Source organism: Agrobacterium sp. 22-3639C2 (assembly GCF_053522105.1).
This window is the reverse complement of sequence record NZ_JBNWDB010000005.1, coordinates 18,899-43,635: the sequence shown is the minus strand read 5'-3', so window position 1 is coordinate 43,635 and position 24,737 is coordinate 18,899. Positions and strand designations below refer to the sequence as shown.

The 24,737-nt window shown below is 57.7% G+C and carries 27 protein-coding genes; 8 read left to right on the top strand and 19 right to left on the bottom strand.

The window, feature by feature from the left end; all coding sequences use genetic code 11:
* Positions 1–5: 5 nt before the first annotated feature.
* From ACQZ6D_RS20690 to ACQZ6D_RS20640, 11 genes are all read right to left on the bottom strand, one after another.
* Positions 6–956, bottom strand: coding sequence for an FAD binding domain-containing protein (locus ACQZ6D_RS20690; RefSeq protein ID WP_003518347.1), 951 nt, complete (start codon positions 954–956; stop codon positions 6–8).
* Entirely contained in the window at positions 953–1,591 is a 639-nt protein-coding gene (gene paoA / locus ACQZ6D_RS20685) for an aldehyde dehydrogenase iron-sulfur subunit PaoA (RefSeq protein WP_003518348.1), read from the bottom strand. Before paoA ends, ACQZ6D_RS20690 begins: the two co-directional genes overlap by 4 nt.
* A 218-nt stretch (positions 1,592–1,809) precedes the next feature.
* Positions 1,810–1,986 carry a hypothetical protein gene (locus ACQZ6D_RS20680; protein ID WP_173995255.1) on the bottom strand — a complete coding sequence of 59 codons (177 nt, stop codon included), beginning with the start codon at positions 1,984–1,986 and terminating at the stop codon, positions 1,810–1,812.
* A gap of 193 nt (positions 1,987–2,179) precedes the next feature.
* Entirely contained in the window at positions 2,180–2,488 is a 309-nt protein-coding gene (locus ACQZ6D_RS20675) for a hypothetical protein (protein ID WP_141566664.1), read from the bottom strand.
* Positions 2,489–2,600: 112 nt separating this feature from the next.
* Complete coding sequence (locus ACQZ6D_RS20670; RefSeq protein ID WP_065687457.1) at positions 2,601–4,199, bottom strand: MFS transporter; 1,599 nt, start codon at positions 4,197–4,199, stop codon at positions 2,601–2,603.
* Entirely contained in the window at positions 4,196–4,639 is a 444-nt protein-coding gene (locus ACQZ6D_RS20665) for a DoxX family protein (RefSeq protein WP_003519413.1), read from the bottom strand. Before ACQZ6D_RS20665 ends, ACQZ6D_RS20670 begins: the two co-directional genes overlap by 4 nt.
* Before the next feature lie 173 nt (positions 4,640–4,812).
* Positions 4,813–6,795 (bottom strand): amidohydrolase, encoded by a 1,983-nt coding sequence (locus ACQZ6D_RS20660; protein WP_448730115.1) that lies wholly within the window; start codon positions 6,793–6,795, stop codon positions 4,813–4,815.
* Positions 6,795–7,082 carry a XapX domain-containing protein gene (locus ACQZ6D_RS20655; protein ID WP_003519470.1) on the bottom strand — a complete coding sequence of 96 codons (288 nt, stop codon included), beginning with the start codon at positions 7,080–7,082 and terminating at the stop codon, positions 6,795–6,797. Before ACQZ6D_RS20655 ends, ACQZ6D_RS20660 begins: the two co-directional genes overlap by 1 nt.
* 62 nt (positions 7,083–7,144) lie before the next feature.
* On the bottom strand, positions 7,145–7,834 hold the full coding sequence (locus ACQZ6D_RS20650; RefSeq protein ID WP_013762171.1) for a hydrolase: 690 nt from the start codon (positions 7,832–7,834) through the stop codon (positions 7,145–7,147).
* 723 nt (positions 7,835–8,557) lie between these two features.
* Positions 8,558–9,475 carry a LysR family transcriptional regulator gene (locus ACQZ6D_RS20645; protein WP_003519232.1) on the bottom strand — a complete coding sequence of 306 codons (918 nt, stop codon included), beginning with the start codon at positions 9,473–9,475 and terminating at the stop codon, positions 8,558–8,560.
* A 57-nt stretch (positions 9,476–9,532) separates the two neighbouring features.
* On the bottom strand, positions 9,533–10,465 hold the full coding sequence (locus tag ACQZ6D_RS20640) for a VOC family protein (RefSeq protein ID WP_019566825.1): 933 nt from the start codon (positions 10,463–10,465) through the stop codon (positions 9,533–9,535).
* A 120-nt stretch (positions 10,466–10,585) separates the two neighbouring features.
* Here ACQZ6D_RS20640 and ACQZ6D_RS20635 point away from each other — a divergent pair, with 120 nt between their 5' ends.
* Positions 10,586–11,485: a LysR family transcriptional regulator gene (locus ACQZ6D_RS20635; protein WP_003519235.1), complete on the top strand. Its 900-nt coding sequence runs from the start codon at positions 10,586–10,588 to the stop codon at positions 11,483–11,485.
* On the opposite strand, the gene ACQZ6D_RS20630 is transcribed toward ACQZ6D_RS20635, so the two are convergent.
* From ACQZ6D_RS20630 to ACQZ6D_RS20620, 3 genes are all read right to left on the bottom strand, one after another.
* Positions 11,472–12,182, bottom strand: coding sequence for a gamma-glutamylcyclotransferase (locus ACQZ6D_RS20630; RefSeq protein ID WP_025595163.1), 711 nt, complete (start codon positions 12,180–12,182; stop codon positions 11,472–11,474). The two genes, ACQZ6D_RS20635 and ACQZ6D_RS20630, sit on opposite strands and share 14 nt — an antisense overlap.
* Positions 12,183–12,257: 75 nt before the next feature.
* Entirely contained in the window at positions 12,258–13,238 is a 981-nt protein-coding gene (locus tag ACQZ6D_RS20625) for an alpha/beta fold hydrolase (protein ID WP_013762167.1), read from the bottom strand.
* A gap of 187 nt (positions 13,239–13,425) precedes the next feature.
* Positions 13,426–14,217: an alpha/beta fold hydrolase gene (locus ACQZ6D_RS20620; protein WP_013762166.1), complete on the bottom strand. Its 792-nt coding sequence runs from the start codon at positions 14,215–14,217 to the stop codon at positions 13,426–13,428.
* Between the two features lie 144 nt (positions 14,218–14,361).
* Here ACQZ6D_RS20620 and ACQZ6D_RS20615 point away from each other — a divergent pair, with 144 nt between their 5' ends.
* Positions 14,362–14,829, top strand: a complete 468-nt coding sequence (locus ACQZ6D_RS20615; RefSeq protein ID WP_003519242.1) for a MarR family winged helix-turn-helix transcriptional regulator — start codon at positions 14,362–14,364, stop codon at positions 14,827–14,829.
* Between the two features lie 21 nt (positions 14,830–14,850).
* On the opposite strand, the gene ACQZ6D_RS20610 is transcribed toward ACQZ6D_RS20615, so the two are convergent.
* Together ACQZ6D_RS20610 and ACQZ6D_RS20605 are read right to left on the bottom strand one after the other, a co-directional pair.
* The gene (locus ACQZ6D_RS20610; RefSeq protein WP_448730116.1) at positions 14,851–15,630 is read right to left on the bottom strand and encodes an SDR family oxidoreductase; all 780 of its coding nucleotides are present in this window, start codon (positions 15,628–15,630) and stop codon (positions 14,851–14,853) included.
* Positions 15,627–15,950 carry a nuclear transport factor 2 family protein gene (locus ACQZ6D_RS20605; RefSeq protein ID WP_448730117.1) on the bottom strand — a complete coding sequence of 108 codons (324 nt, stop codon included), beginning with the start codon at positions 15,948–15,950 and terminating at the stop codon, positions 15,627–15,629. The genes ACQZ6D_RS20610 and ACQZ6D_RS20605 overlap by 4 nt, the downstream gene beginning before the upstream one ends.
* A gap of 47 nt (positions 15,951–15,997) precedes the next feature.
* Here ACQZ6D_RS20605 and ACQZ6D_RS20600 point away from each other — a divergent pair, with 47 nt between their 5' ends.
* Positions 15,998–16,951, top strand: coding sequence for a LysR family transcriptional regulator (locus ACQZ6D_RS20600; RefSeq protein WP_025595167.1), 954 nt, complete (start codon positions 15,998–16,000; stop codon positions 16,949–16,951).
* 71 nt (positions 16,952–17,022) lie between these two features.
* Here the strand turns inward: ACQZ6D_RS20600 and ACQZ6D_RS20595 are convergent, their stop codons facing one another.
* Genes ACQZ6D_RS20595 through ACQZ6D_RS20585 form a run of 3 tightly spaced genes read right to left on the bottom strand, consistent with a single transcriptional unit; the run spans position 17,023 to position 19,607 of the window.
* Positions 17,023–17,994 carry an alpha/beta fold hydrolase gene (locus tag ACQZ6D_RS20595; RefSeq protein ID WP_025595168.1) on the bottom strand — a complete coding sequence of 324 codons (972 nt, stop codon included), beginning with the start codon at positions 17,992–17,994 and terminating at the stop codon, positions 17,023–17,025.
* A 24-nt stretch (positions 17,995–18,018) separates the two neighbouring features.
* Complete coding sequence (locus ACQZ6D_RS20590) at positions 18,019–18,537, bottom strand: Dps family protein (RefSeq protein WP_448730118.1); 519 nt, start codon at positions 18,535–18,537, stop codon at positions 18,019–18,021.
* A 50-nt stretch (positions 18,538–18,587) separates the two neighbouring features.
* Entirely contained in the window at positions 18,588–19,607 is a 1,020-nt protein-coding gene (locus ACQZ6D_RS20585) for a cupin domain-containing protein (RefSeq protein ID WP_448730119.1), read from the bottom strand.
* Between the two features lie 362 nt (positions 19,608–19,969).
* Between ACQZ6D_RS20585 and ACQZ6D_RS20580 the strand changes: the two genes are divergently transcribed.
* From ACQZ6D_RS20580 to ACQZ6D_RS20560, 5 genes are all read left to right on the top strand, one after another.
* Entirely contained in the window at positions 19,970–21,547 is a 1,578-nt protein-coding gene (locus tag ACQZ6D_RS20580) for a sensor histidine kinase (RefSeq protein ID WP_448730120.1), read from the top strand.
* On the top strand, positions 21,540–22,181 hold the full coding sequence (locus ACQZ6D_RS20575) for a response regulator transcription factor (protein ID WP_013762159.1): 642 nt from the start codon (positions 21,540–21,542) through the stop codon (positions 22,179–22,181). The genes ACQZ6D_RS20580 and ACQZ6D_RS20575 overlap by 8 nt, the downstream gene beginning before the upstream one ends.
* 91 nt (positions 22,182–22,272) lie before the next feature.
* Entirely contained in the window at positions 22,273–22,644 is a 372-nt protein-coding gene (locus tag ACQZ6D_RS20570; protein WP_065663393.1) for a response regulator transcription factor, read from the top strand.
* A 28-nt stretch (positions 22,645–22,672) separates the two neighbouring features.
* Positions 22,673–22,978 (top strand): UBP-type zinc finger domain-containing protein, encoded by a 306-nt coding sequence (locus ACQZ6D_RS20565; RefSeq protein ID WP_003519260.1) that lies wholly within the window; start codon positions 22,673–22,675, stop codon positions 22,976–22,978.
* Positions 22,979–23,035: 57 nt separating this feature from the next.
* Entirely contained in the window at positions 23,036–24,709 is a 1,674-nt protein-coding gene (locus ACQZ6D_RS20560) for an FAD-dependent oxidoreductase (protein ID WP_065658409.1), read from the top strand.
* Positions 24,710–24,737: the final 28 nt, after the last annotated feature.

Sequence of the window (24,737 nt, the reverse complement as noted above, 5' to 3'; positions counted from 1 at the left end):
GGTCGTTATCCCCTTGCCTCTGCGATCACCGCACCGATCGTTCGTTCCACGAGGGTTATCTTGAAGCGATTTTGCTCCGTCGGGCGAGCGTCGCCGAGAAGTGCCGCGCTTGCGGCTTTTGCACCGCTCTTCAGCTCCCGGTCACCTGAGCCTGTTCGCCAGGGTTTGTGAGCGACGCCACCGACAGCCACGCGGCCGGTGCCATCCGGCTGGATCACCGCAGCGACGGATACGAGCGCAAACGCGTAGGAGGCCCGATCGCGCACCTTGCGATAGATATGCTTGCCCCCAATTGGCTTCGGCAGCGTGACCGCAGTTATGAACTCGCCCGGCTCCAGGACCGTCTCGATGTGTGGGGTATCGCCGGGAAGCCTGTGAAAGTCTGCGATCGGGATTGCGCGGCTACGGCCGTCGCCATTGACCGTTTCGACGGTTGCGTCGAGCGCCCTCATCGCAACAGCCATGTCGCTGGGATGAGTGGCGATACAGGATTCGCTGCTTCCAACGACTGCATGCTGTCGCGAAAAACCGCCAAGGGCCGAACATCCGCTTCCCGGCTGCCGCTTGTTGCACGGTTGGTTGGTGTCATAGAAATACGGACAGCGCGTGCGCTGTAGGAGATTGCCCGCGGTGGTGGCCTTGTTTCGCAGTTGACCAGACGCCCCGGCGACCAGGGCGCGGGTAAGCAAACCATAGTCGCGACGGACAGTCTCGTCGCTTGCCAGATCGGTATTGCGGACCAGAGCCCCTATGCGCAGACCGCCATCAGAGGTGGTTTCGATCTTGTCGAGACCAACTCCGTTGATGTCGATGAGATGCGCCGGGTGCTCGATCTCCAGCTTCATCAAGTCCAGGATATTTGTCCCGCCGGCGATGAATTTGGCTTCCGGATTGGCTGCTGCCGCTTTCGCTGCCGCCTGAGCCGTTGTGGCTCGCTCGTATGTGAAGGCTCTCATGCTTCGATCCCCCCGACTTCGGCAATTGCATCGAGAATGTTCGAGTAGGCGCCGCATCGACAGATGTTTCCGCTCATTCGTTCCCGAACTTCTGCCGCGGTGACTTCCACCTTTGCGGAAATGTCTGCAGTGGCGTGGCTTGGGATATTCGACTTAATTTCCTCCAAGACCGCCACGGAGGAACAGATTTGTCCGGGAGTACAGTAACCACACTGAAAACCGTCGTGTTTGATGAACGCGGCTTGCATGGGATGCAGGTTTCCAGGCTGTCCGAGGCCCTCGATGGTGGTGACCTCGTCACCGTCGTGCATCACAGCCAACGTCAGGCACGAATTGATCCGGCGTCCATCCACCATCACGGTACAAGCGCCGCACTGTCCGTGATCGCAGCCTTTCTTTGTGCCGGTTAGATGAAGGTGCTCGCGCAAGGCGTCGAGCAAGCTCGTGCGATTGTCGAGTTCGAGATCATGCATCTCGCCGTTCACTTTGAAGGAAACACTTGTCTTGAAATTCATTTCTTCCCCCGAGGACTGTGCTGCGGCTCCTTTTGCCGCAACTCCCGTGACAGCAATTGCCGCCGCCGAGGAAACAAGTAAGTCCCGCCGCGAAAGTTCCAAATGTGAGTGATCTCTCATCTCCAGCTCCATTCGTTGTTGATGGCCTGGCGCACTCGGAGAAACGCCATATCTCAACATAGGGAAGCAAAAGAAGATGATTAGATGCGCCTTTTCGCTAACACTTATTAGCGAGGCTCATAAATCGGCATACGCGATCCATGGGGCAGCCACCGTCAGCCGCCCACTGTTACCCAGGCCGTCTTTCGAGAGATGGAGTAGACCACGCGCTCATAAAACTAACGCATCTGGCAGAGTTGCGACAATTGCGACCCCGTCCAGCGCCTCGCGAGTTCGCTGGCATCCACCGTGCCGGGCAGCAGCCTTCCCAGCTCACCGCCGATCTGAATTTGAGCATCGGTGATTTTGCATGCTCTTTCGTTGACTGAAACGATCACCGCAATCTCCGACTGCATCGGTGGCATCTCGAAAAGCGCGTCGGGAGGGCTTTCGCAAGTAACTATGGCCGTAGCTCTGAGAGTGGAGTTTTGATCCACGCCACGGCAAAGTTCTGCGGATTGCACGCGGAAACTGCGAGTTTGGTTGGGCCCGGCTGGGAGCTGCTCACAAACCTGTGCTGAGGAAACTGCCCCTGCAATGAGCGGCCATTCAGGCCGCCCAACCAGAGAAAAGCAATTTGCGAAAACGGGGGCGGTTGAGGCGACGAGCGACGCCATACATACAAACAGCGCTGGGATAGGATGTTTCACGGTGCCACGCTCCTCCACGTCTTTCAGACAGTTGTAAAGCTGGATTGCGGCTTTTTCGCTTCGAATGCAGCAGGAGCCGGTTAATCGATCCGTATATGCGCCGTTTGGTCAGGCTTTTCTGGCGGGGAGGATGGGCGAGAAAACCAAATCGATTGGCGCGATAGCGCTCGTGTTTTGAGATGCCGCTTGCATGATGGCCGACATCCATCTGGTACCTTATCACGACAACGGATGAATGAGAAAAGTTTAGTCGGCTCCAAGTTTCCTGCGTCAAATGGCATGAAAAAAGGGCGGCCAGAGCCGCCCTTTTTATGGAATATTTACGCCGCCCCTGGCCGATTGATCGTCAGGAAGTGACGAACGACGGGTTTGTCCGGACCAACATGGTAGGTCAGAACCTTTCCCTGCACGTCTGCATCGGCGTTGGAAACCCGCTTGTGCTGGCGGAGGTGCTCAGCCCAGGATTCCACCATGAACCACTCGACGATCTTTTCCGGATCGGCGGAATCTTCCGTCACACCCCACCCATAGGCACCATCGCGGCGGCGTTCTTGAGACAGGTGGTCGAGAGCACGCAGGAAGGCTGAACGATGCTGTTTCTCGACCTTGTACTCGATGAGGATCAGGACAGGACCACGGTCATGAGCAACAGGCTCGGCGACCAGCGGTTCCGGCCAGTGGTTGGACGGCACCATGTCGGCGTCACCAGCCGGGAGCTTTACGCGGTGCATGATGAACCCCGCAACGAGCAAGCCAGCTGCACCGATAAGCAATGTCGTCTGAATTCCAACGGCTTCGCCCACAGCACCCCAGCCGAGGCTGCCCGCCGTCATGGCTCCGTTGAATACGGTCAGATAGACAGCGAGGCCACGCCCACGCACCCAGTTGGGCAGAACAGCCTGGGCTGCGCCGTTCAGGGTCGTCAGGGCGGTGATCCAAGCACCACCGAGGAACAGAAGAGCGATAATGGCGACGATCTTCGGCGGGGCGAGCGAAAGGACACCCATGACAACTGCGGTGATCACCGCTGCGCCAAGAAGCAAACCATCCGAGCTCAGGCGTTCGCGTAGCCTCGGCATGACCAATGCTCCACCGATCGCACCGGCGCCGACCGCACCAAGCAGAATACCGTAGAAGCTGGCATCACCACCCAGCAGTTGACGGGCAACCAGCGGAAGAAGTGCCCAGACGGCACTGGCGAATGCGAAGAAGATGGCGGCACGAAGAAGGACGACATGCAGGGGGCGGCTTGAGCGAGTGTAACGTAGGCCAGCCCTGAACGCGCCGAAGAAGTTCTCTTGTAGAGCGTCGTTGGCGTTTTTGGCACGTGGCCACCACACCAGAGCCGCGATAACGAAGATGTAGCTTGCAACGTCTGCGCCATAGGTGATCCCCGCCCCGAACGCTGCCAGAAGCAAACCGCCAGCAGCTGGGCCGATGGAACGAGCGATATTGATGCCGAGGGAGTTGAGAGCGACAGCGCTCTTCACGTCCTCGCGTTTCACCAGTTCAGGAACAATCGCCTGCCAGGTCGGGCCCATCAATGCGGCACCAACGCCGCCGAGGAAGGTCAGGCCGATCAGTGCGCTCACGGAAAGCATGCCTGTCTGCGAGAGGACCATCAGCGAGATACTTACGGAGGCCAGCAGGAGCTGGACCGCAATCAGGAACTTGCGGCGATCCAGAATGTCGGTGAGAACGCCTGCCGGAATGGCAAGCAGGAAGATCGGCAATGTTCCGGCCGCCTGAACCATGGCGACTGCAGCAGGCGATGCCGAGAGGTCCGTCATCAGCCATGAGCTTGCGACATCGCGCATGAAGCTTCCGGTATTGCCGAGAACCGTTGCAATCCACAGGACCGCGAAGACGGGCTGTGCGAGAGGAGCAAAAGTGCCCCCGGATGTTTTCGCGGCGCTCATTTACCCGCTCCCTTTGCAAGGTCGGCCGCTGCAACGAAGATGAATGCACCGGCCAGACCGACGTGTTCGAAGAAGGCGTTCGTTGCCATCATGCGGTCCATGCCGGGCGCCATTTCCCAGAAGCGAAGAGCAATGAACGTTGCGAGAAGCGTAAAGCCTGCAAGTGCGAGCGCGCCTGCCCAGCGCAGGAAGCCCGAGACCACCATCGCAGAGGCCGTAAGCTCGAACACGATGACGACGACGGCAAAGAGAGCAGCAGGGCGCAGACCGAAATGATTCATCTCAGCAAGCGCGCCATTGAAATCGAAAATCTTGGTGAGTGGACCCTGGATGTAGGCAGCGCAGAGAGCAAGCAGCGATACAGTTCTCGTAATGGGAGAGCCGACGACGCGTGCAAGTCCGCTCAAGGCCGAATTCGATATAGGGGATTGGTAGGTCATATCCTGCTCCTTTTTGGTCGCTGACGTGATCGAGCGGCCGCGTTTGATGGAGCGATATTGGCCGGTGATCGCTCTGCCAACAATTGCAGCAATAGTTTCGATTTAATTGCCAATATTGCAATTATAGGGTCGGATCGCTTGGGCGAACAGAAGTCGCCCAAGCGAGGGCACGATCAGACTGCCCAGCAAGAGCAGCCAAGAGCGCCGAAGAAACCCTTGAGGTCGGCGATCGGCAGTTTCGAGGTCCAGGCTCCCGCATGGTCGTGACCATGCACGCCGCAATCGCTGGCGCAGCCACAGGTCGAGATAGCCGTGCGCCTTAGAGACCGCGCGCCAGCACCTTCCGGCTCGCCCCATGCCGCATATCCGCCGAACTTGCGGACTGGAGACCAGTCGGGCATTGCAGGCGGCACGTCGTTCTCGTCGAGCGTTTTGAAGTCACCCGCTCCATAGACGATTTTGCCGCCAACCATGGTCAGCTCCGATACCAGGAACGAGATCTCGTCTTCGGTGCAGGAGAAGAAGTCCTTGTCGGGAACGACAAGGTCGGCGAACTGGCCTTTCTCGATACGGCCTTTCTTGCCTTCTTCATTCGAAAACCATGTGACTTTTTCAGTCCACATCCGCAGAGCCGTCTCGCGATCGAGGCAGTTGGCACGCGGATAGAGTTGCATGCCACCAACCGTCTTGCCGGTCACCATCCAGGACAACGAGACCCAAGGGTTGTAGGAGGCGACGCGGGTCGCATCCGTGCCGGCGGAAACGTTGACGCCCTTGTCGAGCATCTTTCGGATCGGTGGGGTCGCTTCGGCAACGCCTTGGCCATATCGCTCGACAAAATATTCGCCCTGATAGGCCATGCGATGCTGGGTTGCGATGCCGCCACCAAGGGCCGCAATGCGGTCGATGGACCGGTCCGAGATGGTTTCGGCATGGTCGAAGAACCAGTTCAAACCTTCAAGCGGAATGTCCTTGTTGACCTTCTCGAAGACATCAAGCGAACGGGAGATTGTCTCGTCATACGTGGCGTGCATGCGCCATGGCCAACGGTTCTCGGCCAGAACGCGCACCACTTCTTCGAGTTCGCCTTCCATTTCCGGCGCCATTTCCGGACGTGGCTGGCGAAAGTCCTCGAAGTCCGCCGCGGAGAAGACCAGCATTTCGCCGGCACCGTTGTGACGGAAATAGTCGTTGCCCTGCTTGTATTTGACCGAAGACGTCCAGTTGAGAAAGTCTTGCTTTTCTTCCTTGGGCTTCTGGGTAAAGAGATTATAGGCCAGACGCACCGTCATCTGGTTCTCGTCAGAGAGTTTTTGAATGACCTCGTAGTCATCAGGGTAGTTCTGGAAGCCACCGCCTGCATCAATCACACCCGTTACGCCAAGACGATTGAGCTCACGCATGAAATGGCGGGTGGAGTTGACCTGATAGTCGAGAGGCAGTTTGGGTCCCTTGGCAAGGGTGGAATAGAGAATGCCGGCATTAGGCTTGGCCAGCAACAGACCAGTCGGATTGCCGTTGGCATCACGGGTGATTTCGCCACCGGGTGGATTGGGCGTATCGCGGGTGTAACCGACGGCGCGCAGTGCAGCACCGTTCAAGAGCGCGCGATCATAGAGGTGCAGCAGAAATACTGGGGTATCTGGCGCGACCGCGTTGATCTCCTCGATCGTCGGCAGACGCTTCTCCGCAAACTGGTGTTCGGTGAACCCGCCGACAACACGCACCCATTGCGGGGCTGGCGTTATCGCCACCTGGCGCTTGAGCATGTCCATTGCATCTGCCAGCGAGCGCACGCCGTCCCAGCGCAATTCCATATTGTAGTTTAACCCGCCACGCACAACGTGGGTGTGGTTATCGATGAGGCCGGGCAGAACGCGCTTGCCCTTGAGATCGACGATCCTGGTGTTGGAACCAGCAAGGGACATGACCTCGCTGTCCGAACCGACTTCAAGAAACAGTCCATCCTTGATGGCGACCGCGGTCGCGTTTGGATTGGTGCGGTCAAGGGTCGTGAAACGACCGTTATGGAGGATCAGGTCTGGGTGCATGGTATCTATTCCGGTCTGGTTGGGATCGGCGGCATTGGCCTTTGAGAAGAGGTTCGAAAACGCCAGGCTCGAGGCCGCTCCAAGGAAGGTTCGGCGCGTCGTCATCAGCTCCGCTCCTCCAAATTGGTTTGCGAACGATGGGCAATCTCCGGAGAATTTCCGCCCTTCGGCATGTGACCGAACATGTGGGGCTTCACCTGCTGGAGCCAGGAAACCGCTGCCGGCTCCTTGCTCCAGAGCGATTTGGCGAGCGGGATGATCTGCTCACCGACGAGAATGCCGAGCAGGCCGACAAGCGCGATAACCGGCGGAGCAGGCGAACGCACGTTGAGCAGGCTGTAGACGATGCCGACCAGCAGACCCGCGCCAAGAGACAGAAGATAGATTTTCATGAGAGTCATCCTCGTTAAAACGGACAACCGCTCCGATGCGTCACCGGAGCGGTTGATCTGGCTTACTTCGCGGGGTTCGGGCCGATGCGCTTCCCATGGCTGACGCGTTCGGCACCGCCGTGGACGTGGGTGACTGCGTAATCGATGCCCATGCCGTAAGCGCCGGAATGCTCCTTCACAAGTGTGGTGACCGCATCGTAGGTTTCCTTGCGAGCCCAGTCGCGCTGCCATTCGAGCAAGACCTGCTGCCAGGTGACGGGTATGACGCCAGCCTGCACCATGCGGTCCATTGCATATTTGTGCGCATCGGAAGAGGTGCCGCCGGAAGCGTCGGCGACCATGTAGATTTCGTACTCCGGAACGTCATGCAAAGCAGAGAGTGCAAAGGTCGTGTTGCAGACTTCGGTCCACAGACCGGAGACAACAATCTTCTTGCGGCCGTTTGCAGCATTCTTTGCCAGCGCATCGCGTACGTTCTGATCATCCCAGGAGTTCATCGAGGTGCGTTCAAGGATGTCATTCTGCGGATAGACGGCCAAAAGTTCGGGGAAGGTGTTGCCGGAGAAGCTCTCGGTCTCAACCGTGGTAATCGTGGTTGGCACGTTGAAAATCTTAGCAGCCTTGGCCAAGCCAACGACGTTGTTCTTCAGGGTCTGGCGGTCGATAGACTGAACGCCGAATGCCATCTGCGGCTGCTGATCGATGAAAATGAGCTGGCTGTTGGCGGGGGTAAGAACTTCAAGCTTGGACATGTCAATTCCTCTTCGGTTGTTTTGGACCGCGAATGCGGCCGGTGATGAAATGAGCAGGACCTTTCGGACGGATGCCGTGCCCTGGGACACAGCTTCCAAGACCGTCGGGAGGTTGAAACCGATGCTTTCTTTCGCTTGCTGCCTCGGCTGCTGAAAGAAAAGGTAGCGCGACTTGCGACCCCGTAGAATTGCAATATTAATTGGGAATGAATTGCTTTTATCGCAATAATAATCTCTCGATTCGGCTGAGCTGCGGACTTCGCACGGGGCAGCGATACGCGGCCACGCGTTCCGAAAACTTCTGAAGGAAATTTGATGCGCAGAGTCGGCCTTGAAGACCTCTGCAGCGTCCTTGGTTTCGCTGCTCGGTGGAAAGCGATTTGGCTGAATTTGCTCTGCGCGGCACTGCCAGTGAACAACGGTTGCGCGGTGTGTGAGCCGCGTAATCCTTGGCAGTCTGCCGTTGAGTATTGACGCGACAAGATGGCGGGTCACCGTTGGCATTGACGCCCCATATCGCGATCACGTCGCCTTATACTTGATCTGAACAACCGTTATTCCAAATTGCAGGTGGGTTCGTGCGACCAAGGAGCCAAGCCTGTCAAAGCATACTCCCATTCGGGATAGAGCCACGGGCTCACATCAGCCGTGGGATATCGTCAAAGGAGAACGTGGAGAAGCCCGCCGTTGTGGAGTAACTATCCATGGATATGGATAAAGCTATCAGGACGTGGCGATGCCCTCATCGTAGGCAGAAAACACGCCCGCAACCCAGTCTGCAAATACCCGATACTTCACGCTCGGAAACCGGCCCGCTGGCCTAACTATGTGAACAGGATAACGTGGTGGCGCCCAATCTTGCAGGATGGGGACCAGTGCGCCGCGAGCGATATGGGCGCGTGCCAAGAATTCAAATGTCTGTCCAATACCCAGCCCCGCCAATATTCCATGCAAATGCGCAGTCGCATCACTGGTGGAGAGCTTGATCGGGCTGTAGATTTCTATTTTCTCGTCACCATTCATCAATCGCACTGGTGCGGCCTTCAGGCTGCGCGCGAAAAAGTACTGAACGAAAACATGATCACGCTGCAGATCCGATGGCGAAGCTGGCACGCCGTATTTTTCGAGGTACGCCGGGGTGGCGCAGGTTACTATCTCGACGCTGCATAGTTTCTTCGCAACAAGAGATGCGCTGGGCAGATCTCCGGCACGAATGACGCAATCTATTCCCTCTTCAACGATGTCGGCCTGACGTTCTGTCACACCAAGGTGCAACTCGATCTCTGGATAGAGCGCGTAAAACTCTGGCAACCGAGGGATCAGAATCGTATTGGCGAAGGTCCCTCCTACGTCAACACGAAGTTTTCCCCTGGTGGCAAGGCGCCCGCGGGTCGCCTCGTTGTTCATTTCATCGAAATCGGCGATCAGCCGGAGGGCGCGCTCGTAATAAGCAACGCCCTCGGGTGTCACCGTGAGTGAACGTGTCGTTCGTTCCAGCAATTTGAGGCTCAAGCTGGCCTCAAGATCCTGAACAAGCTTGCTCACGGTGGACCGTGGCGCACCCATCGTGCTGGCAGCCTTTGCAAAGGATCCGGCCTCGACGACGCGAACAAAGGCTCTGATTGCTCCCAATTGATCCATTGGCATTTCTCCATAGAAGCCCGATCAGTTGCCACAGACACCAGTGAGCGGGGGTTGTTAGGCAGTCAGCGGCTCGAGATTTGCCTGGATCTGGTCACGGAACGCTTCATACCGGCTCGGCAACTTAAGCGCCTCGCCCAGATGTGCCGTGTCCTCGTCCCGGTCAAACCCCGGCTCGTTCGTGGCAATCTCGAACAACACGCCGCCTGGTGTGCGGAAGTAGATTGCCCAGAAATAATCGCGGTCAATGACGGGCGTAACCTGATAACCCGTGTCCATCAGTGCCTTGCGAACTTCGAGTTGCTTTTCGCGGTTTTCGACGGCAAAGGCGATATGGTGAACCGAACCGGCGCCCTGACGGGCAAACGACGTTTTCGGCAGTGCTGCGACATCAATCGTATCGGCGCCGTTTCCATTGGGAATGATAAAGCGGGTCACGTCACCTTCCTTCTCGGCGCGTTGATACCCCATGAAACCCAGAAGCTCTTCTGTCGCGGCAGTATCGTGCAGGCTGAACCGGGCGCCGGCAAAACCGCGGATAGCTGCATCGCCCGGAATGCCGTCCGCCAGCCACGGAGCGCGGTTGTCATCGGCAGATTCAATCAGCGCCAGACTGTCACCGTCCGGACCCATGAATTGAAGTCTGTTGGCGCCAAAGACGGTGTCAGTTTCCAAGCCATCGACACCGTGCGCGGTAAACCGATCCTGCCAGAATTTCAATGCGCCCTTTGGCACAGAGAACTGGGTTTCCCCGACCTCACCAACACCGGGACGACCCAGCATCATGTTCGGGAACGGGAAGTAGGTCATGACGGTGCCTGCGGAGCCGTTCTCGTCACCATAATAAAGGTGGTAGACGTTCGGGTCGTCGAAGTTAACGGTCTGCTTGACGCGACGCAGGCCCAGTGTGTCGGTGAAGAAGCGATTGTTCTGACGCGCATCCGAAGCCATTGAGGTTACGTGATGCAGTCCCTTGATATCCTTGATCATGTCCTTGCCTTTCAATGTCGCCGTTAGTGTTTGGCTGTTGACGAATATCTAGACCGATTGATCACACCAGAGAATTGCAATATTAATTTCGACTGCGTTGCTCTTTTTGAAACAATCCCAATGAACGATTACAAAGCTCTGCGAACCTTCCTCCTTGCGGCCGAAAAGCGAAATTTCGCCCAGGTTGCCCGCGAACTCGACATGACGCCGGCTGCAGTCACAAGGGCTATTGCGGCACTTGAAGCCGAACTCGGCGTTCAGCTGTTTGTCCGTACGACCCGGCAAGTGTCGCTGACAACAGACGGTGCGATCTTCGCCGCCCAGATTCAGCCGGCGGTGAAGACGCTTGAAGAAGCGCGCCGCGACGTGATGAACGCTCACAAAGCCGACGAAGGGCGTCTCAGGATCAGTGCGCCGACGTGGTTTGGCAAGGCGGTGCTCCCACCGATCCTCTCCGGCTTCAAAGAGCGGTACCCGAAGATGGGCTTCGAGATATCACTGTCCGACGGACTGGTGAATATCGTTGATGATGACTACGATCTGGCGATCCGCATCTCGTCTCAGCCATCGGACAAGTTCACGATATGGAGGAAAATCCGCGTCGTGCCGCGCATTCTGGTTGCGGCACCGGGAAGCCGGTTTGTCGAGATGCAGCATCCGAACGAGCTGACGCCAGACGATTGCCTCGCCTATAGCGGCGAAAGCCGGCGAGAGAACTGGGTGCTCTCGGACGGCGGCTCGAGCATGACGATATCGGCAGGGCGCGCCTTCAGCGCCAATAATGGTGAGGTTCTGGCCGACATGGCCGCAGATGGAGCAGGCGTTGCCATGCTGCCGAACTTTCACGTCTCGGAACACCTCAAGAGTGGGCGCCTCGTGCATGTCTTCAAGGGCTGGGCCCCACCCGATCTGTGGTTGACCCTCTACTACCCGCCCTATCAGGCTCTGCCTCCCCGCATTGCATCCTTCTCCAAATTCTTCGAGGAGCAGGTTGCGGCGCAGATGGTCATGCTTGATTGATATCCCGGACTGTCCCGCCACAGCGTCCTTGCTGTGCGGAGATCTCGGCCGCGACCCGCGCCTGTAACTGCCAGAGGTTTCGATCGCGAATGCCTTCTGCCTGAAGATCGACGATCGTGTTGTGCAGATACTGGGCGCAGGATCCGCCCTCTCCGCAGGCGCTGGCGATCAGTTTTGCGGTCGTTTCCACCGGTAGCGGCGCCGTCAGACCCGCGCGCTTTGTGCTCGCCCAGAATGTCAGAGCCTTCTGGATGCCGTCAGGCGTTTTGACCTTTACCCAGCGCACCATGTCGATGACTTCCCGATACCTGATTTCGCGGGCGACGAGAGCTCGAAGGTCGTCACGCCGCCGCTCGGACGAGAGTTGCAGGATGACGCCGTCGCACTGTCCACCACGCTCAAGCGCCATCATCAGACCTGGCTGCGCGCTCGTTGCCCGCCAGCGCTCGATTTTCAGGGAAAACGAACGATGCCAGCCATGGGCGGTGGCGCGTCGCCTGCCGGCTGGCTTGAACTCAGGATTCCAGATCAGGGAACCGTATGCAAACACCCAGATCGGATCGCTATCGGCTTCGCGCTCGATAGCGGCAACCAGAGCGTCAAGTTCTGTTTCAGATAACGGCGTCCAGCCCGGCTCCGGGCCGTCGTCACGGACGTCTCTGATGGTCAGGGCTACAAGCTCGGGCGTCAACTGCATCGTCGTCTCGATCGGTAGTGCGGCAAGGATTGCATCAGTGGCCGTGGCAGGTTCCGCCACGGCCACCTCTTATCGTCAGGATCGAATGAATGCCAGAAGATCGGCGTTCAGGACATCGGCATTCACGGTCAGCATGCCATGCGAGAAGCCGGGATAGGTCTTAAGCGAACCATTCTTCAGCAGCTTGGCGGACTTCAGTGCAGAATCCGCGATTGGAACGATCTGATCGTCTTCGCCGTGGAGAACGAGCGTCGGCACCGTGATTGCCTTCAGATCTTCCGTCTGGTCGGTTTCGGAGAAGGCCTTGATGCCATCATAGTGCGCCTTTGCACCGCCCATCATGCCCTGGCGCCACCAATTCTGGATTACGCCTTCCTGAACCTTGGCGCCATCGCGGTTAAAACCGTAGAACGGGCCGGCCGGGACGTCGCGGAAGAATTGCGCCCGATTGGCCGCCAGCGCCGAACGGAAGCCGTCGAACACTTCGATCGGCAGGCCTTCGGGATTGGCTGCGGTCTTCAGCATCAGCGGCGGGACTGCCGATACCAGAACGGCCTTGGCGACACGACCGGCCGGCTGACCAAACTTCGCCACATAGCGCGCCACCTCGCCACCGCCGGTGGAATGGCCGATGTGGATTGCGTTCTTCAGGTCGAGCGCTTCGACGACGGCGAAAGCGTCGGCGGCATAGTGGTCCATATCATGCCCTTCGGAAACCTGGGCAGAGCGTCCGTGGCCACGGCGATCATGGGCAACGACCCGGTAACCGTTGGCGAGGAAGAACAGCATCTGGGCATCCCAGTCGTCAGACGATAACGGCCAGCCGTGATGGAAGACGATGGGCTGCGCATCCTTGGAGCCCCAATCCTTGTAGAATATTTCGACGCCGTCCTTGGTGGTGATAGTACCCATGGTCTTGTTTCCTTCGATTGATGTGTTGGTGGGGGCAGCGTTTGCTGCGAAGGTGAATACGGGTGAAATGGCCATCGCCGCTGCGGCTGCACCAACTGAAAGCAGTGCGCCACGGCGCGTTATGGAAAAGTCGTTCTGGGTCATCTCACGTCCTGCAAATGTATGGTTTCGTGTTTCAGGCGACGCCGTTGCTCGTCTGATGCGTGGATATTGCTGCCAAGTCGCGGGCACAACAATTGAACTAATAATTCATAGTTTGTTGTGAAATTTGCAATGATACGTTCCGGTCGTTATCGGGACAGTACGGATTGTCCCGATAACGCGGAATCTATCATTTCTGCTTTGCCGAGACGGCCTTGGCGGCAGCATCGATGGTATCAGCGACGACCGTCGGCTGCGTCATGAACAGGGCGTGGCTTGCTGAGACCTTGGTGATCTTGGCTTTGATGCGTTCGGCCATATGGATCAGCATTGCCTGGTCGAATGCCTTGTCCTCGGTAGCGATCACAGCCCAGCTGGGCTTGGTACGCCAGGCAGCATGTTCGAGCTTCGTGCCGAACGCCGACATGTTGATCGGGACCTGAGCGTCCCTCATGAACGCAACATCGGCATCGCTAACGTCATGAGCAAAACCAGCCTTGAACTTTGCCGGGCTGACATATCCAAAACCGTCTTTCGTGGTTTCGATGACGAATTCCGATGCGGGAGCAAACCCCTGATATTGCTGGGCTGTCGTTTCGCCGGCATCTGGTGAGAGCGCAGAGACATAGACGAGGCCAGCAACCTTTTCATCAACGCCCGCTTCTGTAATGACGGTGCCGCCCCAGGAATGTCCGACCAGAATGACCGGACCGTCCTGCCGCTCGAGAGCACGCTTTGTGGCGGCAACGTCGTCCGCCAGAGAGGTCAGGGGATTCTGGACGATGGTCACGCGGTAACCACGCTTTGTGAGATTGTCGTAGACACCCTTCCAGCCAGAGCCGTCAGCAAAAGCGCCATGGACGAGCACGACGTTTTTTACGGACTGGTTCTGGGAAATGGTGTCGGCAGCGTTTGCCGGCAGTGCGGCAGACAATGCGGCGGCGGCAATTGCAGAAAGGGCGGTTGCGGACTTGCGTGTCATGGCTTCTTCCTTTTTTGTTTTGCGATAACTGTTATCGCGATATACATAGACTGACAGATGCCGATGCTTCCGTCAAGATAATTCTTATCGCGATATTTATTTTTGCCGTATGATTGGCTATATGTATGTGTGAAGGAGCCTAGAATGACCATACGTCACAACAATCCACCGCCCTTGCACGACCAGCTGTGCTACGCAATTTATACTGCCGGCATTGCCATCCAGCGCGCTTACAAGCCCCTTCTGGATGAGCTGGGGCTGACGTACCCGCAATATCTCGTGCTAAACGTGCTTTGGAGCGGAGATGAGCAAACCGTTGGCGCCATTGCGAACGCCCTCGCATTGGAATCGAGCACACTGACGCCGCTCTTGAAGCGTCTTGAGACAGCCGGCTTGTTGCGCAGGACCAGAAACCTCAGCAATGAGCGGCAGGTGGTGATCGCGTTGACCGAGGAAGGCCGCGCATTGCAGCACAGGGCGGGTTGCCTCAGCGACACCTTGCTTGCAGCTTCAATGCAAACTCCAAAGGAGCTGGCCGATCTGAACCACGACGTCCGCCATCTCCGCGACGCGATCTATTCACAGATCGGCGGGTGGGACGCGCCCGCCTGATCTGCAGGCGCATCTCGGAACCTACGCTGTCGGCACCGTCCCCCCATCAATTGTGTATTCGGTACCAGTAATCGAAGCCGCACGGTCGGAAGCGAGGAAGGCGATCAGGTTTGCGACCTCTTCCGGTTTTGCCGGGCGGCCGAGCGGAATGCCGCCCAGTCCATCCATGATGATCTTCTTGCCACCCTCAAGGTCAGTTCCGGCCTGCTTCGCCAGGCGCTCTGCAAGGTGGACGGAGGCTTCCGTTTCGATCCAGCCCGGCGAAACCCGAACGACGCGCACACCTTTGGGCGACACTTCCTTCGACATCGCCTTGCTATAGGTCGAAAGTGCCGCTTTCGCTGCGGCATAGGCTGTTGTCGATTCCGGAAGCGGCAGGACTCTCTGGATGGATGTCACATGCACGACGACGCCGCTTCCCCGGTCGACCATATCCGGGACCAGTTGCCGATCCAGTCGGACAGCCGGATAAAGGTTAAGCGACATTTCCTTGTGCCAGTCATCCTCCGACAGGGCAGAAAAGCCTCCCCCCGATGCTGAGGAGCCACCCAGCATATGGACGATGACATCGACGCCGCCAAGGCGCCGCCGCGTGGCCTCTGCGACGATTTCACATCCCTCTTCGGTGCTCAGGTCCGCATCGACGAACAATTCTTCCTGCATGTTTTCCGGACGGGCACGCGCTGTCGTCAGCACCTTTGCGCCGAGTTCGCGAAACAGGCTGACGGTCGCAGCGCCAGCACCCTTGGTTCCAGCCGTAATGAGTGCGCGTTTGCCGTTCAGATTGAGAAAGTCAGTCATGACCGGATCTCCAGCCTGACGATCCTGTCGTGCTTGATCGTGAAGGCATGGATTAGCATCACCGGACTACCGGGAAACTTGCCACTCACCCTCGCCCGCACGAGTGTCTTGTCACCGTCAACCGTGGTTTCCACAGGTTCGGCAACGTATTGAGCCGACCTCTTGGCGGCCACCCACCATTGACGGATGGCGGCAGTGCCCTGATAGCGGGCATTCTCGTCCTCGACCACCGCATCGACATCAAGCGTTTGCAACAGCGCGTCGGCATCGTTGCGGGTGTCAGCGTCAAAATACATATTCACAACTTGGGGCATATCCATCTTATTTCTCCTTGTGAGGTGCCCCTAAGTTAGTGCTCTACCATTGCATGGATAAGTGGGATAAATATGCACGCGATGTTGAACAGATCGGGATAATGGAACAGTTAAACCTTAGGGAACTCGAAGCAGTCATCGCGATCGCCAGGCGCGGGACGTTTCGCGCAGCGGCTATCGATCTCGGTATGTCCACAACTGCGCTCAGCCACACCATCGGCAGGCTTGAGGCGGGGCTCGGCGTACGATTGTTCAATCGCACCACGCGCAGCGTCTCGCTGACAGATGCCGGCAGGCTCTTTGTACAGCAGGTTGCGCCTTCGCTTCAGGACCTTCATGCCGCTCTGGAAACGGTTCGCTCACAACGCGAGACACCATCTGGAACGATACGCATCAATGCGGCACCGTTTGCAGCACGCGCCATCATCTCACCGCTCGTGCTTGAGTTCCTGCGTCGCTATCCCGAGATGAATGTCGATCTGGTCACGGAAGGAAAAATGGTTGATATCGTCAATGACGGTTTTGATCTGGGCGTCAGGGTGGCAGGTCTCGTTCCCAGCGACATGATTGCCGTTTCGCTCGGCCGGCCCCAGCGACACGCTGTTGTTGGTTCTCCGGACTATTTCGCACAACATCCCAAACCCGTGGTTCCTCCGGATCTTCTCAATCACAGATGCATTCGCGTTCGCTTGCCGGACGGATCACTGTTTCGATGGCGGTTTGAAAAAGACGACGAGCCGGTGCAAATCGATGTGCGAGGCCCGATCACACTTGATGAAGCGGGCCTTGTGAGGACTTCGGTGCTGGAAGGTACCGGCCTGGGCTATACCATGGAAGAGGAAGTGCTCCCCGACATCAAAGCGGGGCGCCTTGTCCGGGTGCTGGAGGACTGGACACCACCGTATCCGGGGCTCTGCCTGTATTATCCCGGGCGCCGAAATCTGTCGGCTGGAGTGAAAGCGTTTCTTGATCTGGCCCGCGAGCTTTCGCGACGAGCGGCTGACTAACCCGCTGACCTCGCATTTGTAGTGGCGGCCTTTTGGGGAGCCGCCACACACGTCTTGGGATAGAGAAACAATCAAGCCTTGATGAAGGCCAACAGGTCTGGATTGATCACGTCGGCATGCGTGGTCAGCATCCCGTGCGGGAAGCCCTTGTATATCTTCATCGTGCTGTTCTTGATCAGCTTGGCCTGAAGCTCTACGGCGGCCTTGTAGGGAACGACCTGGTCGTCATCACCCTGGGTCACCAGCGTGGGAACGGTAATCGCCTTCAAGTCTTCGGTCTGATCTGTCTCCGAAAACGCCTTGATACCTTCATAGTGCGCCACGGCGCTGCCCATCATCCCCTGGCGCCACCAATTGTCGATCACACCCTGCGAAACTTTCGCATCCGGCCGGTTGAAACCATAAAATGGGCCCGACGCAACATCGAGGAAGAACTGCGCGCGATTGGCTGCCAGGGCGCTACGGAACCCATCGAAGACTTCCATCGGCGTGCCGTCAGGATTGGCTGCGGTTTTCAGCATCAGCGGCGGAACGGCGCTGACGAGGATAGCCTTTGCCACGCGGCCCTGTGGCTGACCATGCCGTGCGACGTACCGAGCGACTTCGCCGCCGCCTGTGGAGTGACCGATATGAACGGCATTGCGCAGGTCAAGATATTCGGCGACGGCGGAGGCATCGGCAGCGTAATGATCCATGTCGTGACCATTGCTCACCTGGCTGGAGCGTCCATGGCCGCGGCGGTCGTGGGCCACAACACGATATCCCTTGCTGAGGAAGAACAGCATCTGGGCATCCCAGTCGTCTGACGACAGCGGCCAGCCATGGTGGAAGACGATCGGCTGTGCATCCTTCGGACCCCAGTCCTTGAAGAAGATCTCTACGCCGTCTTTGGTGGTGACGAAATTCGTGGTCATCGATGCAATTCCTTCTGGGTTACGGGAAATTTTCTTTTCGGAAGCCATCGCCGGCATGGCCAAGGCAAGAGAAACCGTGGTGCCGGCCAACAGGACCTGCCGACGGGACAGTGAAAGTTCGTTGATCATGGGCCTCTCCGAAATTTCGCGCGCTCATTCGGCGCCGCGGGTGCTTTCGAACAGGAACCAGGCACGGCGCTCTGCCTCATCCACCCAGTTTTCGATCAGGCTGGCGGTTGCGATGTCGCCATGGTCTTCACAAAGATTGTGTGTCGCCTTCATCATCGAGACGAGTGTGAGGTTATCGTCGCGAAGCTCGGCCAGCATATCCGCCGGGGTCACGAAATCGGCGTCGTTGTCGAGAAGCCGCTGCAACCTGGAAATATGGCTGATCGAACGAAGTGTGGTGCCGCCGATCTTGCGGGCTCGCTCGGCAATGTCGTCCGTCATGGCGAAGATCTGCTCGCCCTGCTCGTCCAGCATCAAATGGTAATCACGGAAATGCGGACCGCTCATATGCCAGTGAAAATTCTTCGTCTTGAGATAAAGCGCGAAGACATCGGCCAGCAGCGCCGTCAACGCGCCGGAAATATCGGCGGTTGCGTTCGTGCCAAGGGCAGTCGGTGTTGCAAGAGGCGACTTGCGATGTTTTTCAGCGAGGGTGCGGTTCATGGTAATCTCCATTGGGTTTGGGTTTGGGTTTGGATTTGGATTTCAGGGTTTCAGAGCTGTGCAACGATCAGCGGATCGTCGATATCGACAGGAAGAGGCAGGAGGGCTTGCTCGGAAAGGCCCAACTGGCTAGCGATCACACTGCGTGAATAACCGGCCGCCGCTGCTCGGTAACCGATATCTTGTGGCGCGCTGCGACTGAAGAAAATCAGGATATGCAGTGTGCCACTGCCGGTGTTTTCGATGTGATGCGGGTAAGCCGGCGGCACGAAATAAGCGTCACCCGGATGGATCGAATAGGTGTCAGCGCTTCCATCGGGATCAAGGACTGTCATCTGACCGGTCCCTTCGAGCACATAGCCCATCTCGGCGGTCTCGGGGTGCCAGTGCGGTTCGCGCAGGCCAATCTCGCTGATGCGGACAGAAAACATCGAAAGACCATCGAGAACAGACCAAGCCGGAGCCTGCGCGGTCCTTGCAGAGCCCGCCGGCGACGATACGTGCGGCGCTGACTCCTCGACGCGGAATTTGAGCCTGTTTGGATGAAGCGCCTGCTTTTCAATGGCTGGCTGGGCCTGCAGGTCGAATATCTCTGTGTTCGCGTTCAGCCTGCCAAAACTCGGCGGCTTTTGCGGTTGCCACTCGAATGTGCTCAGCAGCACGGCGTCGGACATCACGTCGAAGGCGCCAGACAGGCTGAAATCTTCCGGATCCTCGTTCGAAAAGGCAAGGATGAACTCCGCCTCCGTTTCACCGGTATTTTCAATCGCGTGAACCGTGCCTGACGGAACGAAGAACATTTCGCCAATGCCGATAAGAAAGACATCGCGGCTGCCATGATTGCCGACGACAGTCACCAGTGCCTGTCCGCGGACACAGTAGCCCAGTTCATTGGCATTCGCATGCCAGTGAGGCTCCCTGATCGCGTGTGCCGTGAGCACCAGCCTGCGTATTGAAAGGCCTTTGAGGATTGGCAGTTGATTGCGACCAAGGCGCATGATCGATCCCGCCGGGCTTTCGAAGGCTGCAGGCCGGTCCTTGAGAGAAAGAACATGTTTTGAAATCTGCATCTTCAGCTCCTGCCGACATCGTTTGTTTGACGAGATGGTTGTAGGCGAGGATCTGGTTGCGCGGTATCCAATGCTTGGTTAGTCGGACTGACACCTAAGTATAGTGGCTCACCTGCCGAACCGAGGCTACAAATTCAGGCCCTCCACTGAAGAGATGCTGGATGCCAATGCACCCTAAATTTTCAAGCGCGCCATTTCGCATGGATGTCGCGATCCATCTGAGGCCATCCCAACCCTGGAATGGCCTTTCTTTTTTGCGCGGTTATGAGATTGAGTTTGCATAGGAATATTGGAATTGCCATTTGCGTTTTGGCAGCAGGGATGGCTTGATAATGCGGTCGATCTCAACGTGGGAAATCTCCTTGCATTCGCTGGTCCTGGTAAACCCGGAAAGACGGCTGCCGGCGCGCTTTGAACTTGGCGTGCTCGTCTGCGCATTTTTGCTCGCAGCGCTGATCTTCTATCTCGATACCTATACCGACATTCACAGCGCGCTTGCCACGCTCTATGTCATCACCTTGCTTCTGTCGGCAGAAACCCTGACAGAAAAAGGAACGATCCTGGTGACCGGTATCTGTATCAGTCTGGCGGCAGTCTCGTATCTTGCAGCTCATGGGCTGCAAACCGACCTCGCCGCAACCCTACGCCTGGCGGTCGCGGTTGCTGCAATGTTGATCACCTGCGCCTTGATCATCCGCAATCAGCGCGCGCGCCTCAATCTTGTGAAATTCAATGCCGCCCTGCAGAGCAGCGAAGAGCGCTACCGGACGATTTTCGAGCAAAGCCGCGTTGCACTTTGGGAGCGCGACTATTCGCAGGTCCGCGCAATGCTGATGGCGTTGAAAGCAAATGGTGTCAAAGACCTTGGTGCTCACGCTCGGGAGAACCCGGATTTTCTGGAGCGATGCATCGTCAGCGTCCCTACCGTTGCCGCCAACGCGGCGGCACTTGAATTGCTGGGTCATGTGGGCAACAGCAATCCCGGCTCCATGCGTCGCTACATTGCCCAGGACGACGCCACCTTTCTCGATCTCATCGCGGCAATTTTCAACAACGAGACGCATTTCGAAGGCAAGGGCAGCATCATCACCAGCGATGGCACCAGCAAATTTGTGCTGCTGACCGTTGGCTTTCCTGAAGATCCTGCCAATTTCAACCGTGTCATTGTCGGTATGTTCGACATTACGGAGCGGGAACTGGCCCAGAAAGCACTGTTCGAGGCCCAGGCGGAATTGGCATTGGCGTCGCGCGCGGCAACCGTCGGCGCGTTATCTGCCTCGCTCGCGCACGAACTCAATCAGCCGCTCGGCGCCTTGGTGGTCAACGCCCAGACCCTGCAGCGCTGGCTGGATCGCGACCCGCCGGATCTGGCAGCCGTTTCCCGCTCAGCTGAGCGCATCGCTCGTGACAGCCAGCGTGCCAGCGACATCATTCAGAGCGCACGATCAATGCTTGGTAACCGCCCGCCCGATATCGAGCCGGTTTCGCTGGCCGATCTCGTCACCGAGACACGCGCGCTGATGGAGAGCGAGCTTGTCAGAAACGGGGTCATTGTTGAAATAGCTGAAGCAAGCGATGTGCCCACCGTCAACGCTGTGCGGATAGAGCTGCAGCAAGTCTTGATCAACCTGATCACCAATTCGCTTCACGCCATGGCCGAAACCCCGGAAGCGATGCGGCGGATATCGGTAACGATCGAGCCTGGGGATGATCAAAGCGTGATCATCAAGGTTCTCGACACAGGTCCCGGGCTCAGTCCGGACGTTCTCAAAAACCTGTTCAAACCATTCTGCACGACCAAACCAACCGGGCTTGGCATGGGCCTTGCCATCTGCCGCAGCATGCTCGAAGCCCGCGGCGGCACGCTGTCTGCCGGCAATCACACCGATGGTGGCGCATTGTTCGAAATGATCGTCCCGATGGAGGCAACCCATGAATGATGCGAGAAAGTCCGCCAAACCGCCGAACGGCGATACGCCGGTTGTCTACGTCGTCGACGACGATACTGCGATACGCGAGGCTTTGGTCGATCTGTTCCTGTCAATTCGAACAGAAGCAAAATCCTTTGAAAGCGCCCAGGACCTGCTCGAAAATGCCGATCTGGACCGACCTGGCTGCATTCTTCTCGACGTTCGCCTGCCCGGTGCGAACGGCCTTGATTTTCAGCTCCACCTGGAAAAACTCGGCAACCGAATGCCGATCATCTTCATGACCGGTCACGGTGATATACCAATGACAGTCCGTGCCATGAAAGCAGGCGCCATCGACTTCCTGACCAAACCTTTTCGGGACCAGGACATCCTCGACGCCGTCTCGGTTGCTTTTCAGAAAGATCGGGAAATGCGCCAGCAATCTGCTGCAAATGGCGCCGTCGTGGAACTGGCCAAGACATTGACCCGCCGCGAGCATGAGGTCATGACGGCTGTCGTGCAAGGCCTGATGAACAAGCAGATCGCGTTCAACCTCGGGATCAGCGAGATCACGGTCAAGCTGCATCGCGGCAATGTCATGCGCAAAATGGAGGCGCGCTCCGTAGCCGAACTGGTGCGCAAGGCGGAACTGCTGGGCCTTTGAGGCCAAAACCTAGACCCTTGTATGGTGCAATGTTGTGTCTCGATGGCGCATATAGAAGCCAGTTGATTTTAAGAGGCAAGGCCCAATCAAATTGTCCAGAACACCTGTCATAGCCATCGTTGACGACGATCGGTCGATCCGCGAAGCCCTTGACGATCTCGTTTTGTCCTGCGGTTACGAGAGCCGGCTGTTTTCGTCTGCGGAAGACTTTCTGGCCTGCGGTGATCGCGTCGCGATCGACTGCATGCTGGTCGACGTTAAAATGCCAGGCTTGAGCGGCATCCAGATGCAGGACGTGTTAAACTCGCGTGGTGATCAAAAGCCGCCGATGATTTTCATGACATCCTATTGCGACGAGCGAACGAGAGCAGCGGCAATGGATGGCGGTGCATTCGCATTCCTTGGGAAACCAGTCGATTTCAACCAGCTTATACTGTGTCTTGAAGAAGCACTGAAGCACTGAAATTTCCAACACGTTCAGGAGTGGAACCATGTCTGATCAATGCTCGCACCTGCCGACGATCCGATCGGTCAAGCCCATGACGCTTGGCTGCGAGGAATGTCTCGAAACTGGCCAGATATGGCTTCATTTGAGGCTCTGCCGCGAATGTGGTCATGTCGGCTGCTGCGATCAGTCCCCCGGCCGCCACGCGACCGCGCATTTCCACACCACCCGCCACCCCATCATCGAGGGCTATGACCCGCCGGAAGGCTGGGGCTGGTGTTATGTGGACGAAACCATGGTGGACCTGCCTGATCAGACACCGCAACGCGGGCCGATACCGCGATATTACTGAACTTCGCCGAAAAATCGGCGGTGTCCTGCGGACGACATTTCCAGCTGGAGGTAACAGATGGCAGATCTCAGCGCGCGCCTGGACCAGATGTTTCCGGTGCTCAACCCCCATCAGGTCGAGACGGCGAAGCGTTTTGCCAGCGGCGAGCCAAAAGATTTCGCCCGTGGTGACTTCGTCTACAAGGTAGGAGACCACGCAGCGCCCGCCTGGCTGGTGCTGAAGGGATCGATGGACGTGTTTCGCCACGAAGGTCTTTCCGGCGAGGCGCCGATCACGACGCATGGAGCAGGCCAGTTGTCTGGCGAAGTCAACCAGCTGTCGGGTCGACCGACACTTGCCGGGGCCCGCGCCGGGTCCGAGGGCTGCACGGCCATTCCCTTTGATGCCGCCCATTTGCGGGCCTTGGTGATCGGATCGGCCGATGTCGGCGAAATCATCATGCGCGCCTTCATCCTGCGCCGCGTCGGTCTGATCGATGCAGGAGCAGGTTCTGTTCTGATTGGAACCGCTGGCAATGCCGCGCTCTCGCGCCTGCAAGGATTTCTAGCCCGCAATGCCTTTCCCCACATCGTGCTTGATGCTGCCATGGAGGGTGAAGGTAAGGCGCTGATCGAACGCCTGGGTATTCTCGCCTCCGACCTTCCGCTAATGGTCTGCCCCAACGGCACCGTGCTCAAGAAACCGACCGATGCGGAGGCCGCAGCATGTCTCGGCATGACGCCGGACCTCAAGCCCGGAAAGCTCTATGACGTCGCTGTTGTCGGCGCTGGACCGGCGGGCCTTGCCACCGCCGTCTATGCCGCTTCGGAAGGGCTCGACGTCCTTGTCATCGACGAACACTCGATTGGGGGGCAGGCCGGCGCTTCGTCTCGGATCGAAAACTATCTCGGCTTCCCGACGGGCATATCCGGACAGGCGCTGGCGGGACGTGCCTACAATCAGGCCCTCAAGTTCGGGGCGGAAATGGTTCTTCCCGTCGCTGTCAAAAATCTGATCCCTCCGAAAGATGACGCAGGTGTGCTGGCGCTCGAACTCGACGGTGGAAAATCGGTGACGGCCCGCAGTGTCGTCATCGCATCCGGCGCTCGCTACAGGCGACCGGACATCACCAACATTGACGGTTTCGAGGGCAACGGCGTTTCCTATTGGGCCTCGCCGATCGAGGCAAAACTTTGCGCCGGCGAAGAGATCGTCCTGGTTGGCGGCGGCAATTCGGCAGGCCAGGCCATCGTTTTTCTGGCGCCTCAGGTCAAGACACTTCATCTGGTCGTGCGGCGCGCACTCGAAGATACGATGTCGCAATATCTGATCGACCGTATCAAGGCCCTGCCGAACGTCCAACTGCACATGCATTGCGAAGTGGACGCGATCAATGGCGATAACGCCACTGGCATCTCCTCCGCAAGACTGCGCAACCGCCTGGATGGAAGCGTGAACACCTTGCCGCTTCATCATCTCTTCCTTTTTATCGGCGCGGATCCGAACGCTGGCTGGATCAGCAGCCGGGTGCAAACCGATGACAAGGGCTTCATCGTCACTGGGCAATCCTTCGATGAGCATTGTCGTTTTTCCCGCAAGCCATTGCCTCTCGAAACCAGCCTGCCGAATGTCTTTGCCATCGGGGATGTCCGTGCCGGATCGACCAAGCGGGTCGCGGCAGCAGTTGGGGAAGGTGCCGCCGTCGTCTCGCAAATCCACGCCGCACTAAGCCTTATAAAGCCCCCAAACTGAAGCATCCGACCTTTCTCAAAATCAAAAA

What these genes read in the sequence shown, in the direction of transcription:
- ACQZ6D_RS20690 (WP_003518347.1), bottom strand. Translation starts at nt 956, where the DNA reads ATGAGAGCCTTCACATACGAGCGAGCCACAACGGCTCAGGCGGCAGCG.
- paoA (WP_003518348.1), bottom strand. Translation starts at nt 1,591, where the DNA reads ATGAGAGATCACTCACATTTGGAACTTTCGCGGCGGGACTTACTTGTT.
- ACQZ6D_RS20680 (WP_173995255.1), bottom strand. Translation starts at nt 1,986, where the DNA reads ATGCAGTCGGAGATTGCGGTGATCGTTTCAGTCAACGAAAGAGCATGC.
- ACQZ6D_RS20675 (WP_141566664.1), bottom strand. Translation starts at nt 2,488, where the DNA reads ATGGATGTCGGCCATCATGCAAGCGGCATCTCAAAACACGAGCGCTAT.
- ACQZ6D_RS20670 (WP_065687457.1), bottom strand. Translation starts at nt 4,199, where the DNA reads ATGAGCGCCGCGAAAACATCCGGGGGCACTTTTGCTCCTCTCGCACAG.
- ACQZ6D_RS20665 (WP_003519413.1), bottom strand. Translation starts at nt 4,639, where the DNA reads ATGACCTACCAATCCCCTATATCGAATTCGGCCTTGAGCGGACTTGCA.
- ACQZ6D_RS20660 (WP_448730115.1), bottom strand. Translation starts at nt 6,795, where the DNA reads ATGACGACGCGCCGAACCTTCCTTGGAGCGGCCTCGAGCCTGGCGTTT.
- ACQZ6D_RS20655 (WP_003519470.1), bottom strand. Translation starts at nt 7,082, where the DNA reads ATGAAAATCTATCTTCTGTCTCTTGGCGCGGGTCTGCTGGTCGGCATC.
- ACQZ6D_RS20650 (WP_013762171.1), bottom strand. Translation starts at nt 7,834, where the DNA reads ATGTCCAAGCTTGAAGTTCTTACCCCCGCCAACAGCCAGCTCATTTTC.
- ACQZ6D_RS20645 (WP_003519232.1), bottom strand. Translation starts at nt 9,475, where the DNA reads ATGGATCAATTGGGAGCAATCAGAGCCTTTGTTCGCGTCGTCGAGGCC.
- ACQZ6D_RS20640 (WP_019566825.1), bottom strand. Translation starts at nt 10,465, where the DNA reads ATGATCAAGGATATCAAGGGACTGCATCACGTAACCTCAATGGCTTCG.
- ACQZ6D_RS20635 (WP_003519235.1), top strand. Translation starts at nt 10,586, where the DNA reads ATGAACGATTACAAAGCTCTGCGAACCTTCCTCCTTGCGGCCGAAAAG.
- ACQZ6D_RS20630 (WP_025595163.1), bottom strand. Translation starts at nt 12,182, where the DNA reads ATGCAGTTGACGCCCGAGCTTGTAGCCCTGACCATCAGAGACGTCCGT.
- ACQZ6D_RS20625 (WP_013762167.1), bottom strand. Translation starts at nt 13,238, where the DNA reads ATGACCCAGAACGACTTTTCCATAACGCGCCGTGGCGCACTGCTTTCA.
- ACQZ6D_RS20620 (WP_013762166.1), bottom strand. Translation starts at nt 14,217, where the DNA reads ATGACACGCAAGTCCGCAACCGCCCTTTCTGCAATTGCCGCCGCCGCA.
- ACQZ6D_RS20615 (WP_003519242.1), top strand. Translation starts at nt 14,362, where the DNA reads ATGACCATACGTCACAACAATCCACCGCCCTTGCACGACCAGCTGTGC.
- ACQZ6D_RS20610 (WP_448730116.1), bottom strand. Translation starts at nt 15,630, where the DNA reads ATGACTGACTTTCTCAATCTGAACGGCAAACGCGCACTCATTACGGCT.
- ACQZ6D_RS20605 (WP_448730117.1), bottom strand. Translation starts at nt 15,950, where the DNA reads ATGGATATGCCCCAAGTTGTGAATATGTATTTTGACGCTGACACCCGC.
- ACQZ6D_RS20600 (WP_025595167.1), top strand. Translation starts at nt 15,998, where the DNA reads ATGGATAAGTGGGATAAATATGCACGCGATGTTGAACAGATCGGGATA.
- ACQZ6D_RS20595 (WP_025595168.1), bottom strand. Translation starts at nt 17,994, where the DNA reads ATGATCAACGAACTTTCACTGTCCCGTCGGCAGGTCCTGTTGGCCGGC.
- ACQZ6D_RS20590 (WP_448730118.1), bottom strand. Translation starts at nt 18,537, where the DNA reads ATGAACCGCACCCTCGCTGAAAAACATCGCAAGTCGCCTCTTGCAACA.
- ACQZ6D_RS20585 (WP_448730119.1), bottom strand. Translation starts at nt 19,607, where the DNA reads ATGCAGATTTCAAAACATGTTCTTTCTCTCAAGGACCGGCCTGCAGCC.
- ACQZ6D_RS20575 (WP_013762159.1), top strand. Translation starts at nt 21,540, where the DNA reads ATGAATGATGCGAGAAAGTCCGCCAAACCGCCGAACGGCGATACGCCG.
- ACQZ6D_RS20565 (WP_003519260.1), top strand. Translation starts at nt 22,673, where the DNA reads ATGTCTGATCAATGCTCGCACCTGCCGACGATCCGATCGGTCAAGCCC.
- ACQZ6D_RS20560 (WP_065658409.1), top strand. Translation starts at nt 23,036, where the DNA reads ATGGCAGATCTCAGCGCGCGCCTGGACCAGATGTTTCCGGTGCTCAAC.